Here is a 15,014-nt window from a genome sequence, read left to right on the forward strand (position 1 = left end):
CGGAGGACGTGTCACGCCCTCCAGGAGGTGGAACGCCGGACGTGTCCGCTCCATTTCCCCTTTACCGAATCATTGCCCGAAGTCGCTCAACCGTTCGATCGCGGAGCGCGTCTGCTTCCCTGCGCACGATCCGGCGGCACGATCCGGCGGCACGATCCGGCGGCACGATCCGGCGGCACGATCCGGCCGCGCCCCGGCCGGCTGCGCATTCCGACCGCGCCCCGGCCGGCAGCGGCGGACGTCCGCCGTCCACTGGCGTGGCGAGGGCGGGCACACCTTGCCCACAACCGGCGGTGACGCTCGGCACTCACTGTCCACACCCGGTGGCGACGGCGGGCGCATTGTCCACGGCCGGCGGCGGCCGACGCCGGTTGTCCACAGGCGCCGCGAGAGCGGGCGTCCGCTGTCCACAGGCTCACACGGCCCCCGCCGTGGCCGCCTACTCTCGTACGCATGACAACCCGCGCAGCGTCCCGCCGCCCCGTGGGCACGGTGACGCGCGGGACGACGAACCCCAACCGCCTGCGCCGCATGGACCGCTGGATCGCGGCCACGCACGGCGCCGAACTCCGCAGGGCAGCAGAGCCCGTGGCGGTCGACCTCGGCTACGGCGCCGCGCCGTGGACGGCGGTCGAACTGCTGGCCCGGCTGCGCACCGCCGCCCCCCGCACCCACGTCTTCGGCATCGAGATCGAACCCGCGCGGGTCGCCGCCGCCCGCCCGTACGAACGCGAGGGCCTCGCCTTCCGGCACGGCGGCTTCGAGGTCCCGGTGCCGGGCCGGCCGCAGCTGATCCGGGCGGCGAACGTCTTGCGCCAGTACGACGAGGAGCAGGTCGCCGAGGTCTGGCGGCGGCTCTGCGCACGGCTCGCGCCGGCGGGCCCGGGTTCCCGGGGCGGGCTGCTCGTGGAGGGCACCTGCGACGAGATCGGCCGTCGGCACGTCTGGGTCGCCCTCGGCCCGGAAGGCCCGCGCACGGTCACGTTCGCCACCCGGCTCGGCTCCCTCGACCGCCCGTCCGACCTGGCCGAGCGGCTGCCGAAGGCCCTCATCCACCGCAATGTGCCGGGCGAGCCCGTGCACTCCTTCCTGCGCGACTTCGACCGCGCCTGGGCGGCCGCCGCGCCGTACGCCGCCTACGGCGCGAGACAGCGCTGGATACGCACGGTCCGCGACCTGACGGCCGACTGGCCGGTCGTGGACGGGATCGCCCGCTGGCGCCAGGGCGAAGTGACGGTGCGCTGGGAGGCGTTGGCGCCCCGCGGCTGACGGGGTGCACGGCTTCGGCGGGTCGCGTCGGCGTCCGGGAGACGGCGAGTGCGTGACCGGCGGGGAACGATCTCGGTGAGTCGCACGTCACACAGGCCGGGGGATGAGATCGTCATGCCGAAGCGGGCCCCGGGGAAGGGAGTTCCTGCCTGCCTCGCATGCGAGGGGACGGGAGTTCTTGCCCGGCTCTGTCGCATTGCGCGCCGACATGGCACGATCCCCCAGGCGTCCATAAGTTACTGACGGTAAATCAGGTGGGGGGCGGAACATGGGATCCGGCAAGCGGTGCCTGACCACGGCTGCCATGGCGCTGGCCTGCGCGTGTGCCTGCGTGGTGCTGGCGTCATCGGGGACGGCCTACGCGACCCCGGAACCGAAGCCGGCGCCGACCAGAACCCCGGCGGCGATCCCGACTCCCGTGAGCACCAAGGACCTTGAAGCGGTCCGCAAGAAGCTCGACAAGCTCTACCACGACGCCGCGGTCGCCACGGACGCGTACAACGCGGCCGAGGAGAAGGCGCAGAAGCAGTCCGCCGAGATCGTCGGACTGGCCCAGCAGATCGTCAAGGGCCAGGCGAAGCTCGACGCGCTGAAGGACCGCGCGGGCGCCGCGGCCCGGGCGCAGTACCGCGGCGGCGGGCTGCCGCCCGAGGCCCGGCTGTGGCTGAGCGACGACCCGCAGGAGTTCCTGGACGGAGCGGGAGTGGTGCGCCAGGGCGAGCACGCCACCAAGGGCCTGCTGGACGAGATGGCGCGCACCCAGCAGGACTTGCGGCAGTACGCGAAGGACGCCTCCGCCCAGTGGCGCAAGCTGGAGGCCGACCGCGAGGCCAGGGCCGAGGCCAAGAAGAAGATCAAGCAGCGGATCTCCGACGCCGAGAAGCTCGAATCCCGGCTGGAGAAGAAGGAGAAGGAGCGGCTCGCCAAGCTGGAGGAGGAGGCCGCGTACCAGGCGCAGTCGGTCTGGCTCAGCTCAGGCGTCCTCGCGGACATCAAGAGCGACGCGTCCGAGCAGGGCAAGAAGGCCGTGAAGTACGCGACCGACCAGATCGGCAAGCCGTACGAATGGGGGGCCGAGGGCCCGAAGACGTACGACTGCTCGGGACTCACCTCTCAGGCCTGGGCGGCCGCCGGGCACCCGATCCCCCGCACCTCGCAGGAGCAGTGGAAGCAGCTCAAGCACGTCGACATCAAGGACATGCGCCCCGGCGACCTGATCATCTACTTCGACGACGCCAGCCATGTCGGGATGTACATAGGGGACGGCGCGATCGTGCACGCCCCGCGGCCGGGCCGCACGGTGACGATCACGGGGGCGGGGTCCATGCGGATCCTGGGCGTCGTACGGCCGGACGCGTAGGCCACTGCGCCGGCAGGCGGGCACCGACACCACGCCGGGCACAGGCACCGCGCCGGGCGGCGGGCGCAGGCGCAGGCACACCGGCCGGCCCGGGCCGTGAACGGCGTGCGCCCTCAAGGACTGCGGCGCGCGTGACCCACCGCACGTGACCCACCGCACGGTTGCCCCGGCTCCCCGCCCCGGGGGAAGTGACCTTCGTCATCCCCGGGGCAAACGCGTCCTGTCCAAGTGCGTTACGGGATGCGGCATATGACGGTGGCCCTTTGCCCGGTGCCGCGCCGTACGCCATTCCGTTGCGGCACCGGCGGGCGCTATGGTCCCCGTCGGTGGGTCGAGGTCCTTCGCCCACCACGCCCTCGGGGGGAGGGAAGGAACCCAGACGATGCCCGTACCCGTACCGCGGCAGAGAGCGATCCCGGCCGTGGAAAGTGGTCAGGCTCAAGCCGTGTTCTCACCCGGCGGCCCATCCGGAGACACCACCGGCGGCCCCGCCGGGACCGCACCGGAAGCCCGCACCACACCGGAAGACCGCACCACGACCACGATCACCGCCACCACCCATCTGACCCTCCTGGTCATCGAGGACGACCCGGCGGGTTCGCTCGGCGTGCCCGAGATGCTCGACGCGGCCGGCAAGCCGGTCCGGGTCCGCACCGCCCGCAACCTCACCGAGGCCGAGCGGCTGCTCACCGACGACGTCCACTGCATCCTGCTCGACCTCGCGCTGCCCGCGCCGGGCCGGGCGGCCGACAGCGAGGACGAGCTGGCGACGCTCAAGCACGTCCTGCGGCTCGCGCCCGGCCACGCCGTCCTCGCGCTCACCGCCTCGGGCGACGCCGAGCGCGGCACGGAGGCGGTGCGTGTCGGCGCCCAGGACTACCTCTTCCGCGACGAGCTGGACAGTCGGCTGCTGAGCCGGGCGATCCGGTACGCGGTGGAGCGGAAACGTTCCGACAAGGCCGAGCGGCGACTCACCGAGTCCAAGCTCCGCGCCCAGGAGAACGCCCGTCTGGAGCGCGGCCTGCTGCCGACCCCGCTGCTGGACGGCTCCCTCCTGCGCTTCGCCGCCCGCTACCGGCCCGGCCGCTCGCGCGCCCTGCTCGGCGGCGACTTCTACGACACCGTCCGCACGGCCGACGGCACGGTGCACGCGATGATCGGCGACGTCTGCGGGCACGGGCCCGACGAGGCCGCGCTCGGTGTGGAGCTGCGGATCGCCTGGCGCGCGCTGACGTTCGCGGGCCTGTGCGGCGACGAACTGCTCTCCACGCTCCAGCAGGTCCTGGAGCACGAGCGCGAGAACGACGAGATCTTCGCGACGCTGTGCACCGTGGACATCGCGCCGGACGGGCGCCGCGCCGGGCTCTGCCTGGCCGGTCACCCCTCGCCGCTGATCGCGCGCCCGGGCCGGCCCGCCGAGCTGCTGCCGTACGACAACAACGGCCCGGCGCTCGGACTGCTCCCCAACGCCCGGTGGCCGCGCATGCAGGTGGAACTGGGTGCCGCGTGGAGCCTGATGCTCTACACCGACGGTCTGATCGAGGGCCACACCGGCGTGGGCAAGGAACGCCTGGGGCTGGACGGCATGGTGGAGATGGTCCGGCGCCAGCTCGCCCAGGGACTCCAGGGCGAGGATCTGCTGCGCGCCGCGGTGAACGAGGCCCGCGAACTCAACGGCGGGGAGCTGGCGGACGACGTGGCCGTGCTGCTCCTGGACCGGATGCGCTAGCGGGTCCGGTCACCCCGGAGTTCCGGGCCGCGGGCATGGTCGCCGGTGATGTGGGGCGGCGCCGCGAGCGAGGGGGACGGCGTCGCGGAGAGTCACCGACCGCCGTTGTACGGGCCGTACGGCGGAGAGTCACCGACCGCCGTTGTACGGGCCGTACGGGCCGTCGCTGCTGCTGCCGCCCCTGCGGCCCCGACCGCCGCCGGAGACCTGGCGCAGCGCGGGACGGACGTCGACGAAGAAGACGATCGTGGCGACCAGGCCCGCCAGCTGGAGGAAGAGCATCGGCACCAGCAGGTTCACCGCCACGGTGATGCCGAGGATGATCAGCCAGAACACCTTGTTCTGCTTGTCGGCGGCGCGGTAGGCGTCCTCGCGGGCGATCGCGGCCAGCACCAGGGCCACCACGGCGAGCACGAGCATGGCCGTGAAGATCAGCCACATCAGACCGCCGAATGCCGTCATCAGCACAATGTCCACCGCCCGTTCGAGTCGTCCCTACGGCCACCGTACCCGGAGAACGGGCCGGGAACTCCGAGAGTGCCCGGCCCGTCCGCGCACGGCGGAATACTGTCTCCGCGCCCGCCTACTTCGCGGGCGGGGTCGTCTTCTTGGCGACGGGCTTGCGCACAGAGGCCTTCTTCGCCGGGCTCTTCTTGGAGGCGGAGTCCTCGGCGGCGACCGCCGGCTTCGCCTCTTCCTTGACCTCGACCGGCTCGGCCTTCGGCTCGACGGCGATGGCGAAGTCCTCGATCTCCTCGGCGGCCTCGCCGCGCCAGGTCCGCACGGTCTGCTCGCCGTGCTCGGCGACCTTCTCGTACGTCTCCCGGGCCTTGACCGCGTACTCGGCGGCGACGCCGACACCGCGCAGGGCGAGGTCCTGGGCGGACTCGCCGAGCTTCTTCAGGTCGGTGTCGAGGCTGCTGATGAGCTCCGTCACCTTGGTCTGGAGGGTCTCCTGCGCCACCTTGGCGCGCGCGGTGGCCTTCTCCTGGACGGCGTTGGGGTCGATGTTCTTGACGGTGTCGATCCGCCCCGGGGCCTCGGCGCGGATCTGCTCCACGATGCCCGGGACCTTCTTCGCCTGCTGGACGGCCAGGTCGGCGGTGCCGGCGAGGAAGTAGAGCGGGGTCGGGTCGGTGGCGGCCTTGCGGATGTCGTCGGTGATGGCCATGACGATGGTCCTCCCGTAATCGCTTTCAGCTGAGGGTTTTCGTGGTCCGCGCAGCGGTCAACTCGCGGTCTGCTGCGGACCGGCATCGCTGCCGTCGGCCGTGCGGGGGCCGCGGACGGTGGTGTCCGGTGAAGGCTGGGCGTCCTCCCCGTCCTGAGTCCCGGGTCCGGCGGTGCCGCGGCCTTCGCCGCCGCCGCTCGCCCCGACGCCGTGACCGGTCTCGTCCGCCGGCACGATCTCGAATCCGTTCTCCTTGCGGAAGGACTCGTAGATCTGGAGCAGCACCTGCTTCTGCCGCTCGTTCAGCGTGGGATCGGCGAGGATGACGGCACGCGTCTCCACCTCGTCGCGGTCCCGTTCGGCGTCGAGGATGCCGGCTCGCACGTACAGCGTCTCGGCGGAGATCCGCAGGGCCTTGGCGACCTGCTGGAGCACCTCCGCGCTCGGCTTGCGCAGCCCGCGCTCGATCTGGCTCAGATACGGATTGGACACCCCGGCGGCGTCGGCGAGCTGCCGCAGGGACAACTGCGCGGTGCGCCGCTGTTCCCGCAGATACTCACCGAGATTGCCGACGTTGAGCGATGCCATGGCTCCACCTTGCCCCATCGTCGCTAACTTTTGCAAGCACCCGCTTGCAAAAGTGTGCCGCCCCCCGCGGAGGCAGCCTGCTCACGCCGGACATCATCCTGGGAAAGGACCATCGCCTCGCGACAGGAGGGACCCCGTGATCGCTCTCGTCACCGGGGGTAACCGTGGGATCGGGCGGGAGACCGTCCGGCGGCTGGCCTCCGGCGGGCACACCGTGTATCTGACGGCCCGGTCCGCCGGGGCCGCCGACCGTGCGGCCCGGGACATCGGGCTGCCCGGCGTCCGCCCCCTCCGCCTCGACGTCACCTCCGGGGCGGACATCGCCGCGGCGGCCCGGGACATCGACGCCCTCGACGTGCTGATCAACAACGCGGCGATCACGTACGACACCTGGCAGCGCGCCACCACCGCCGACCTGGACGTCGTACGGGAAGCCGCCGAGACGAACCTCTACGGGCCCTGGCAGCTGACGCAGGCGCTGCTCCCGCTGCTGCGTGCGAGCCGGCATCCCCGGATCGTGAACGTCTCCAGCGAGGCCGCGTCCCTGGCGGTCATGGGCGGCGGGACTCCCGCCTACTCGGCGTCCAAGGTCGCCCTCAACGCCCTGACCAGAATGTTCGCCGCCGAGCTGCGGTCCGAGGGGATCCTCGTGAACGCCGTCTGTCCCGGCTGGGTCGCCACCGACATGGGCGGACCCGGCGGGCGGCCGGTCGACGAGGGGGCCGCGGGCGTCGTCTGGGCGGCCACCCTTCCGGACGACGGCCCCACCGGGGGGTTCTTCCGCGACGGCCGGCCGCTGTCCTGGTGAAGACCCCGGATCACCAGGGCAGGGGGCGCGCGTGGACCACGTCCAGGCGCGACACCGCGCGGGTCAGCACCACATAGAGGCGGTGCAGACCCCGCTCCTCGGCCTCCGCGATCGCCGCCGGCTCCACGGCCACGACATGGTCGTACTCGAGCCCCTTGGCCAGACTCGCGGGCAGCACCGCGACCCGGGCGCCCGGCTCGTCGGCCCCGGCGGCGGCGATCCCCGCGGCGCCCAGCGCCTCCCGCACCGCCGCGACCTCCGCGTCGGCGGCGATGACACCGATCGCCCCCTCGTGCGCGAGCGCCTCGCGTACGGCCGCGACGGTCCCGGCCACCGGATCGGAGACCGGCCGGATCCTCAACTCGCCGTCCCCGCGCAGCGACCGGGCCGGCGGGACGTCCACCCCCAGGCGCTCCAGCACCTGGTTGGCGAGCCCGACGATCACCCCGGGCACCCGGAACCCGGCCGTCAGCGGTACGACGACGGCGTCCGGTCTGCCCAGATGGGCGAGGAGTTCGCCCCACTCCCGCGCCGCCCAGGGAGTCGTGCCCTGCGCGAGGTCCCCGAGCACGGTCAGCGACCCGAAGGCGGCCCGCCGCGCGACGGCCCGGCACTCCATCGGCGACAGGTCCTGCGCCTCGTCGATCACCAAGTGGCCGTATCCCTCGGGGTGTTCGATCATCCCGGCGATCTCGTCGAGGAGGACGAGATCGGCGGCCGACCACCGCGCCGACTTCCACGAACGCGGCGGCCTCTCCCACAGGACCGCCCTCCGCTCGTCGGCGTCGAGGATCCCGTCGGCCGCCCGCTCCAGCGCCCCGGCGTCGCTGAGCAGCAGGGCGAGCAGTTCCTCGGGGCGCACCCGGGGCCACACCGCGTCGACGTACGCACCGACCGGCCGGGCCCGCGAGATCCGCTGCGCCCAGGCGTTCGTCTGCGGTCCGGCCCGCAGCTCGGCCCGTGCCCGCACATGGCGCACGACCCGTGTCCGCACCCGCTCCCGCCCCACGGCGTACGGCGGTTCCTCGGCGCGTACGTCCTCCACGATCCGGCGCAGTACGGCGACGGGGACCCGCCAGCGGTAGGTGCCGTCCGGTACGGCGAGGCCGTCGGCCGGTGCGCCGATGTTCCCGTACAGCGCCCGGCGCAGCACCCGGGCCATCCGGGCGTCGTGCTTGACGACCGCCGCCCGTTCGCCGTCCTCGCCGGTCACCGGGCGGGACGCGATCTCCTCCCCGACGGTCGACTGGCGCACCCCGGTCTCGCCGAGCGCGGGAAGGACCTCCGCGATGTACGAGAGGAAGACGCGGTTGGGGCCGAGGATCAGCAGGCCGCCGCGCCGGACGCGCTGCGGATGCGTGTAGAGGAGGTAGGCGGCCCGGTGCAGGCCGACGGCCGTCTTGCCGGTGCCCGGAGCGCCCTGCACGCAGACCGAGGCCGCGAGATCGGCCCGTACGAGATCGTCCTGTTCGGGCTGGATGGTGGCGGCGATGTCGCGCATGGGGCCGACGCGGGGGCGCTCGATCTCCTCGGCGAGGATCGAGCCCGCCGGTGCGGGGGCCGCGCCCCCGTCGGCTCCGGGGCCGGTCGGCTCCGTCCCGAGGGGTTCGTCCTCCAGTCCCGTGAGGTCGGCGGAGTCGCCCCGGCTGCCGGGGGCCCAGCCGAAGCGCCGGCGGACGGCGACGCCCTGGGGGTCACGGGCGCCGGCCTGGTAGAAGGCGCGCGAGACGGGTGCGCGCCAGTCGACGACCAGGGGCGGGGCGGCGGGGTGCTCCCTGATCCGCAGCCGCCCGATGTGATAGCTCTGCCCGGCGTGATCGCCGGCCGCCGCGGCCGAGTCCTGGAAGTCCAGCCGGCCGAAGAACAGGGGGCCCTGGGGCAGTTCCCGCATCTCCTTGGCCCGGCTGCGCAGCTGATGGCCGAGCACTTCGGCGTCGGCTCCGGAGGCGGAGACGTCCTCGCCGGTGACGACGTGCTCCTCGGCGCCGTCGACCATCGCGGTGAGCGCGGCACGGCAGACGTCGTGAAAGGCGCGTTCACGCGAGAGGGCGCGGGTGAGCGGCAGGTCGGGGGCGGGCTGCGGGACAGGCTGATGGGCGCGGTCGGTCGGCGTCATTCCGTCCAGCGTACCGGAATGACGTAACCGAGTAACATTTTTTACCCAGTCACATCAACACGCCCAGCCTGGTCACATCAGCACGTCCAACCTGGTCACATCAGCGCGTCCCGCCTGGTCACACCAACACGCCCGACCCGGTCCCACCAACACGCCCGAAAGGCTCGCCCGCGCGGGACCCGGTCACGCCAGCCCCGGGAATCCGGCCGCCAGCCGCGCGAAGGCCCGCCCGGCGGCCGCCTCGGCGTCCGGACGTACGGCCGTCACCCGCTCCCCCGTCGCGATCCGCCGCAGGTTCTCCTCGGCGAGGATGCGGCGCACGGCCGTGATCTGTCCGGCGGCCAGCCGCGCGTCGAGCCCCGCCCCCAGCGGCTCCGCGAGTGCTTCGGCGAGCGCGGCCTCGGACCGCTCCAGGTACCCGTACATCCGCGCCACCAGCGACGGCGTCCCGTAGAGCAGCCGGTGGAAGGCGAGGATGCCGGGGTGTTCGTTGAGCCCGGTGACCGGGTCCTCGCGCCGCAGACCGTCCAGGAAGTGCTCACGGAGCGCGTCGATCGCGGAGCGCCCCTCGGCCCGGCCCTCCTCGACGACCCGCGCGGCCTCGGTCTCGTGGTCCGCGAAGCGGTGCAGGACCAGGTCCTCCTTGGACGGGAAGTACCGGAACAGCGTCGGCTTGGAGATCTCGGCGGCGGCCGCGACCTCGGCGACGGACACGGCGTCGAAACCCTTCTCCAGGAAGAGGCCGATGGCGATGTCGGAGACGGACTGGTACATCCGCCGCTTCTTGCGTTCGCGCAGACCGGTGTCACTCATGGTCACGAGCCTACGCATGGCCGGGGGCTCCGTTCCCCGCCAGGAATCCTCCGGCACATCCGAACGGGCGAGACCGGAACCAAGCGTTCACCCGGATCGCACGCAGCGCGCTCCCGTGACCATCTCGCGCCCGCTCAGTTCTCCAGAAGTGCTCGACGTCCCGGCATGCACGACCAGCCGCGACGCCGGTGCGGCCTACGAAGCCCGCGCCCCACTCCTCGCAGAGATCTCCGACAGTTCGTGTGCGACATCCCAGAACGTGTCGAACAGCCTCTGCCGACGGGCGATGACATCCCTCGACCGTTGGTCCTCGTCCCAACGCCATCGCGTCAGCAACGAGTCGTAGCCCAGCAGATCCAGGATCTGCCCGCCGGATGCCTCATCCCCTTCACCCGCCGGACTTCCCGAGTCGTACTCGCCGTGGCGCAGCTCGATCTTGTCGTAGATGCCCTCGAAGACCTGGTCGTCGTTGATCAGGTAGAGCTTGAGCGAGGGCGACATGTGCATGGCACGGAATTGGACGTCAAGGTCACCCTGACGCTTGTGCCGCATCCGAACCGCCTGCCGCTTGAGGAGTGCCTCGTGACCCTCGATCTGTCGCGCCAGGCTCATGCGGAACGCGGGGGCGTCCGTGACCTTTCCGTCCGCCCCGACCAGCCCTGGCACCTCGATGGACTGCGTGAAATCGGGCACGAGAACGCGTATCCGCAGCGTTCGCTGCGGATTCTCCGGGATGCTCTCCAGTATCCGTTCGAGCGGCCGCGCGAACGTCTCCCCCGTAAACCCCATGGCGGAAAGCCGGACGTCACCACCAGCCTCGAGCGCTTTCTCGAACTCGGCCTTCAAGTCGTCCGGAGTGACGAGTTCCCGCGCCCCCAGGAGACGTCCCTCGTCGAGGTGCCGAACGCCTTCACTCAGGCGCTGCAACTCCTCTTCGAGGCGTCGGGCCACCGCATGCAGAACACCCGTCTCCTCGCGCTGAACCTCATGAGCTGTATTCAGCCGCTGAACCTCGGCGTAGAGCACATAGCCCACGAGACTGAGCAGGGCCCCGCCGAGGTACGCCTTTCCTTCTAGCGCGTCACCCACGGGCTTCACGAACTGCGCGATCAGCCCGATGAGGAAAATGACCAGCAGCAGCGCCTTGGTCACCGTCCCCTCCGCACGCGCCCAGCCTGCCGCGATCCTGCCGCTCAGCGACGACGAGCTTCCTCCGGTCACCAAATCCCCCTGCTGGCAACTGTGTTGGACTGAGCATGTCCATGATGCCCGCCACGCGTGCGGTCAGGAAAGAGGTGGTCGAATCACGGTCGACAACAACTCGATGTGAGACAGCACGAGTTCGGCACCCGCAGCCCAGAGCGGACCGGCACCCGCCTCGTCGCGGGCGTAGCCGACAAATGCCACCTTGGCTTCGCGTGCGGCTTCCCCGTCCGTAGGCATGTCTCCGATCATCACGGCGTCGTGAGCCGCGGCCCCGAGACCCCGCAGTGCCCGCTCGACGGAATCAGGGTCGGGCTTGAGAAGGGTGGGATCGTCGGTACGACCATGGATGTGACCCTCGAAGCATCCTTCGATCTCGACTCTTCGCAAGTAGGCGGTGACAGCGGCGGGCGCATTGTTCGTCGCCACCGCAACACGCACGCCGAGTCGCGACAACTCGCGGACCAGCAGATCCGCACCGGGTGTGGGCGGCGCGATCGCGGCCGCGGCCGTCTCACCTTCCGCAAGTCGCGCCTCGAGCTCGGCCGCCAGGAGACTGCGAGGGCGCTGCCGGTAGACGGTCTTCAGCACCACCTGCGGGTCGATGGACGCACGAGCCTCCCCCACGAGCAACTGTTCGGCGCCACGTGCGACCACGATCCGACGCAGGTCTTCCGCCAACGGAGCCGAGGACCCGTCCGGGAAGAGCCGGCAGAGGGGCCCGTCGAAGTCGAAGATCACACACGGGTCGGGCGTCAGGTACCGCGCAAGCCTTCGCATGGCGCCACGGTCATTCAGCTTTCCGTATCCGGTCCGGTCGTCCTGAATCACAGCAACCAATCGACACTCGGTTCCGGTCCACCCACCCGGACTTGCTGGAGAGGCAGCCGCCCCGCCACCCAGGAAGAAGTGCCGCGCGTATCGCCTTCGTAAACATGGGCCCAGCGATCCGACCGCCATCTTCCGAGCGCGGCCGTGACGCTATCCGGGGTCGGCACCTCGCTCATCCCCAGTGGTTCCGCCCCGGCGCTCAGCACCTTCTGGAGTCTGGCGCCCGCCTGCGCGAGAAGACCCTCGTCGACCCTCCGCTCCTGCTTCAGCGACAGTGCCGTCCGGATGACGTCGGTGAAGACGGACTGGGCCCTCTTGTACGCGAGCAGTTTCGGCAGGTCCGCCTCCCAGTCGGCCGAACCGCCGGGGGCGGCGCTCTCGACGGCCTCGCACCACTGCTCGGCCATCCAGCCCTCCTGGTCCGCCGGATACCGCATCAGATAGAGGTGGGTGGCCAGGTCGTAGAGCGGGTCCCCGAACATCGCCAGTTCCCAGTCGATCGTCCAAAGCCGTTCTTCTTTGTCGACCACGAAATTCTCGCGGTGCAGATCGGCGTGCAGGAGGCGGAAAGGGCGGTCGGTGAGTCCCGACGCGTGCTTTCGCAGATGGTCGAAGGAGATGCCGTACAGCCCGAGGGCGTGGAACAGGCCCTCGAATTCAGGCCTATTCCGCTGGTACACCCGCTCCTGTGTGAACAGGATGAGCCGTTCCAGAAATCCGTCGGTGTCACCTTCGAAGGAGCGGTCGGCGGAGGTGCACGTCCTTTCCGCGGTGAGGGAATCGGGCCTGACCCGGGCCAACTGCTCGAAGAGGGAGACGATCTGCCCGGTGAGGTGGGGCGGGATCTCGCCGCCGGATCCGTACAGCGCGCCCAGCGTCTTTCCCTCGATGAACCGCTGGAGACCGGTGGGGCCCACCTGGATGAGGTCGGGAATGCCGTCGATCCGCCCGTCCAGCGCGCGCAGCAACTGCTCCTCGGACGCGAAACAGCGCCGGTCGAACCAGAGCAGTCCGGGACGCGGCTCCCGGCCTTTCCAGCGAGCCGGCTCGCCCTTTCCGGTCGCGCCCGGCAGAGGACAGACATACGTCACGTGGTGGTAGCCGTGGAGCGGACCCTCGACCGCACTCACGTCGCTACTCAACTCAATGGCTCGCTCACGAGCCGGGGATGCCGATTCGGGTGACATGGACCGTTCTCTCGCGCAACCACAATCAAGGAAGCCACATTCGAAGAGGGAGGACGGTACTCTGTCGCCACTCGTGCACGGGCATAATCCCAGAAGAGCGCCAGCCGCCGCGCCGACCGTTTCTCGGTTCACTCCCCCGGTGCAGCGCGCGCCATCAGGAGTGGCGCACCGTCGTCACGGAAGCGCCGTCAGCGCCGGCCCGGCATCGCACGCAGCACCCGCAGCACGGTCTCCAGCGACACCACGACGTGCTCGGCCCCGGCGTCCCGCAGCAGCTTCTCCTTGTCGGGGTTGCGCGCGTAGCCGAGGAACGGAACCCCGGCCCGTTCGGCCGCGTACAGGTCCGAGGGGGCATCGCCGATCATCAGCGCCTTCGACGGATCCGCCCGAAAAGCGTTCAGGGCCCGGTTGAGGCAGTTCGGGTCGGGCTTGAGGTGGCGCAGTTCCTGGGTGCGGCCGTAGATGTGGGGGGCGAAGCACGCGGCCAGGTCACGGCCCTCCAGGTAACGGGCGGCCGTGTGAGGCGAGTTGTTGGTCGTGATCGCCAGACGGGCGCCGACCGCCGTCCAGGTCCGTATCACCGCGTCCGCGTACTCGGTGGGCCAGGCCTTGTCCACGGCCTTGAGCTCCTGCTGGGTGAACCGCTCCTCCAGTTCGGCCACGAGGTCGCTGCGCGGGCGCCGCCGGTCGACCGCGTGCAGCACCACGAGGGGATCGGGATGTTCACGCTCCTCCGGGGTCAACAGGCCGTGCATACCCTGCCGTTCGAGCCATTCGACCAGGTCCCTGGCCACTCTCTCGGCAGCGTGCCCCGCGTAGAGGCGGCACACCGGCCCGTCGAAGTCGAAGAGCACGAAGCGCGCCCGGGTGATCGTGTCCCGCAGGTTCTGCGTCCGTGCCGCCACCGCGTCGGTCTGCGTCCCATCAGAAGTCACGGGGAAAGTCTCAGGTCCGTGGTGATGGTTTCCCAGAGGGCGTCGAACCACGTCTGGGACTCTTCCACGAACGCGGTGTCCCGTCCGCCGGCCCTCTTCTCGAAGGAGAAGAGGAGAGACGCGGAGCCGAGGGCGTCGTACATGTCCAGCACTCCGTCCTCCTGGGTCGACTCCTCCCGCCTCATGATCGTGTAGTACGCCATCAGTGCCTCCGACTCGTTGAGCAGGTACAGCTTCACCGGCGGGGTGAAGGGCAGCGCCCTGAAGGCGACATGGACCTCGACACCGTGGGTCTTGCTCAGGGACTGGAGGTTGTGGCGCAGGACATGGCCCTGGGCGTTGCGCTGCTCCAGCCAACGTCTGTGGACGGGGTCGTCGTCGCCGCCGTGGCCATCGACGGAGATGGGGAACGCCAGGTTGATCTTCCGGCTGGGCAGGAGGATCCGGACGTCGACGCGCTCCGGGCGGAGCCTGCCGTCGTGGATCTGGCGGAGCGGCTCGCCCAGTGCCAGCGTCAGCGTCTCCGCGGTGAGACACACCGCGTCGATCCGCACATGGGGGACGGAGAACGTCTCGGCGAGACGGGGGGCGAGGCCCACCATGGTCGGCTGCGGCCCGTTCCGGGTGGGGGTGACCTCAGCGATCCGCGGCGGACTGCCCTTGCTGACATTGCTGAGCAGGCCGTCTTCCTGGAGTTCACGCAGGGCGAGGCGGACCGTGCCGCGTTCGACGCCGAACTCGTCGGCCAGTTCCGCCTGGGTGGGCAGACGGTCGCCGGCCTTCAGCTCGCCGGTCCGGATGCGGTCCCGCAGGACATCGGCGATCTCCTGGGGCGAAAGCCTTCTACTGCTGTCACTCACCACAACGTTCTCCTGAGTCACGACCAAACGGTATAACTCTCCCCCATCTTTGGGGAGTTACTCGAAAGTTGTTTATAGACACTTACCAAGTGGGGACAACCTAGCCAGAGTTGGTTGCCAACTTGGCCAAGATGGCGGAAGTTT

14 protein-coding genes are annotated in these 15,014 nt (G+C 70.7%); 4 read left to right on the plus strand and 10 right to left on the minus strand.

Annotation, left to right across the window (positions count from 1 at the left end; all coding sequences use genetic code 11):
• The first annotated feature begins 453 nt into the window (after nucleotides 1–453).
• The 3 genes from WJM95_RS14725 to WJM95_RS14735 all read left to right on the plus strand — a co-directional run bounded on the left by WJM95_RS14725 (nucleotide 454) and on the right by WJM95_RS14735 (nucleotide 4,358).
• Nucleotides 454–1,269, plus strand: coding sequence for a class I SAM-dependent methyltransferase (locus tag WJM95_RS14725; RefSeq protein ID WP_339130180.1), 816 nt, complete (start codon nucleotides 454–456; stop codon nucleotides 1,267–1,269).
• Between the two features lie 268 nt (nucleotides 1,270–1,537).
• Complete coding sequence (locus tag WJM95_RS14730; RefSeq protein WP_339130181.1) at nucleotides 1,538–2,629, plus strand: NlpC/P60 family protein; 1,092 nt, start codon at nucleotides 1,538–1,540, stop codon at nucleotides 2,627–2,629.
• Between the two features lie 382 nt (nucleotides 2,630–3,011).
• Nucleotides 3,012–4,358, plus strand: coding sequence for a SpoIIE family protein phosphatase (locus WJM95_RS14735; RefSeq protein WP_339130182.1), 1,347 nt, complete (start codon nucleotides 3,012–3,014; stop codon nucleotides 4,356–4,358).
• Between the two features lie 129 nt (nucleotides 4,359–4,487).
• On the opposite strand, the gene WJM95_RS14740 is transcribed toward WJM95_RS14735, so the two are convergent.
• From WJM95_RS14740 to WJM95_RS14750, 3 genes are all read right to left on the minus strand, one after another.
• Nucleotides 4,488–4,826 carry a DUF2516 family protein gene (locus WJM95_RS14740; protein WP_339130183.1) on the minus strand — a complete coding sequence of 113 codons (339 nt, stop codon included), beginning with the start codon at nucleotides 4,824–4,826 and terminating at the stop codon, nucleotides 4,488–4,490.
• 115 nt (nucleotides 4,827–4,941) lie between these two features.
• Nucleotides 4,942–5,529, minus strand: a complete 588-nt coding sequence (locus WJM95_RS14745) for a hypothetical protein (protein WP_339130184.1) — start codon at nucleotides 5,527–5,529, stop codon at nucleotides 4,942–4,944.
• A 57-nt stretch (nucleotides 5,530–5,586) separates the two neighbouring features.
• A complete protein-coding gene (locus tag WJM95_RS14750) occupies nucleotides 5,587–6,117 on the minus strand; it encodes a helix-turn-helix transcriptional regulator (protein ID WP_339130185.1) in 531 nt (176 codons plus the stop codon).
• A 136-nt stretch (nucleotides 6,118–6,253) separates the two neighbouring features.
• Between WJM95_RS14750 and WJM95_RS14755 the strand changes: the two genes are divergently transcribed.
• Nucleotides 6,254–6,925 (plus strand): SDR family NAD(P)-dependent oxidoreductase, encoded by a 672-nt coding sequence (locus tag WJM95_RS14755; RefSeq protein WP_339130186.1) that lies wholly within the window; start codon nucleotides 6,254–6,256, stop codon nucleotides 6,923–6,925.
• Between the two features lie 10 nt (nucleotides 6,926–6,935).
• On the opposite strand, the gene WJM95_RS14760 is transcribed toward WJM95_RS14755, so the two are convergent.
• From WJM95_RS14760 to WJM95_RS14790, 7 genes are all read right to left on the minus strand, one after another.
• Nucleotides 6,936–9,041 carry an AAA family ATPase gene (locus tag WJM95_RS14760; RefSeq protein ID WP_339130187.1) on the minus strand — a complete coding sequence of 702 codons (2,106 nt, stop codon included), beginning with the start codon at nucleotides 9,039–9,041 and terminating at the stop codon, nucleotides 6,936–6,938.
• Nucleotides 9,042–9,224: 183 nt separating this feature from the next.
• Nucleotides 9,225–9,854, minus strand: coding sequence for a TetR family transcriptional regulator (locus tag WJM95_RS14765; RefSeq protein WP_339130189.1), 630 nt, complete (start codon nucleotides 9,852–9,854; stop codon nucleotides 9,225–9,227).
• A gap of 195 nt (nucleotides 9,855–10,049) precedes the next feature.
• A complete protein-coding gene (locus tag WJM95_RS14770) occupies nucleotides 10,050–11,006 on the minus strand; it encodes an ATP/GTP-binding protein (protein ID WP_339130190.1) in 957 nt (318 codons plus the stop codon).
• Nucleotides 11,007–11,138: 132 nt separating this feature from the next.
• The gene (locus WJM95_RS14775) at nucleotides 11,139–11,888 is read right to left on the minus strand and encodes an HAD family hydrolase (protein WP_339130192.1); all 750 of its coding nucleotides are present in this window, start codon (nucleotides 11,886–11,888) and stop codon (nucleotides 11,139–11,141) included.
• Entirely contained in the window at nucleotides 11,885–13,018 is a 1,134-nt protein-coding gene (locus WJM95_RS14780; RefSeq protein WP_339130194.1) for a phosphotransferase, read from the minus strand. Before WJM95_RS14780 ends, WJM95_RS14775 begins: the two co-directional genes overlap by 4 nt.
• Nucleotides 13,019–13,263: 245 nt before the next feature.
• Nucleotides 13,264–14,010, minus strand: a complete 747-nt coding sequence (locus WJM95_RS14785) for an HAD-IA family hydrolase (RefSeq protein ID WP_339130196.1) — start codon at nucleotides 14,008–14,010, stop codon at nucleotides 13,264–13,266.
• Nucleotides 14,007–14,897, minus strand: coding sequence for a winged helix-turn-helix domain-containing protein (locus WJM95_RS14790; RefSeq protein ID WP_339130198.1), 891 nt, complete (start codon nucleotides 14,895–14,897; stop codon nucleotides 14,007–14,009). Before WJM95_RS14790 ends, WJM95_RS14785 begins: the two co-directional genes overlap by 4 nt.
• Nucleotides 14,898–15,014: the final 117 nt, after the last annotated feature.

It is taken from the genome of Streptomyces sp. f51, from assembly GCF_037940415.1.
Lineage (GTDB): Bacteria > Actinomycetota > Actinomycetes > Streptomycetales > Streptomycetaceae > Streptomyces.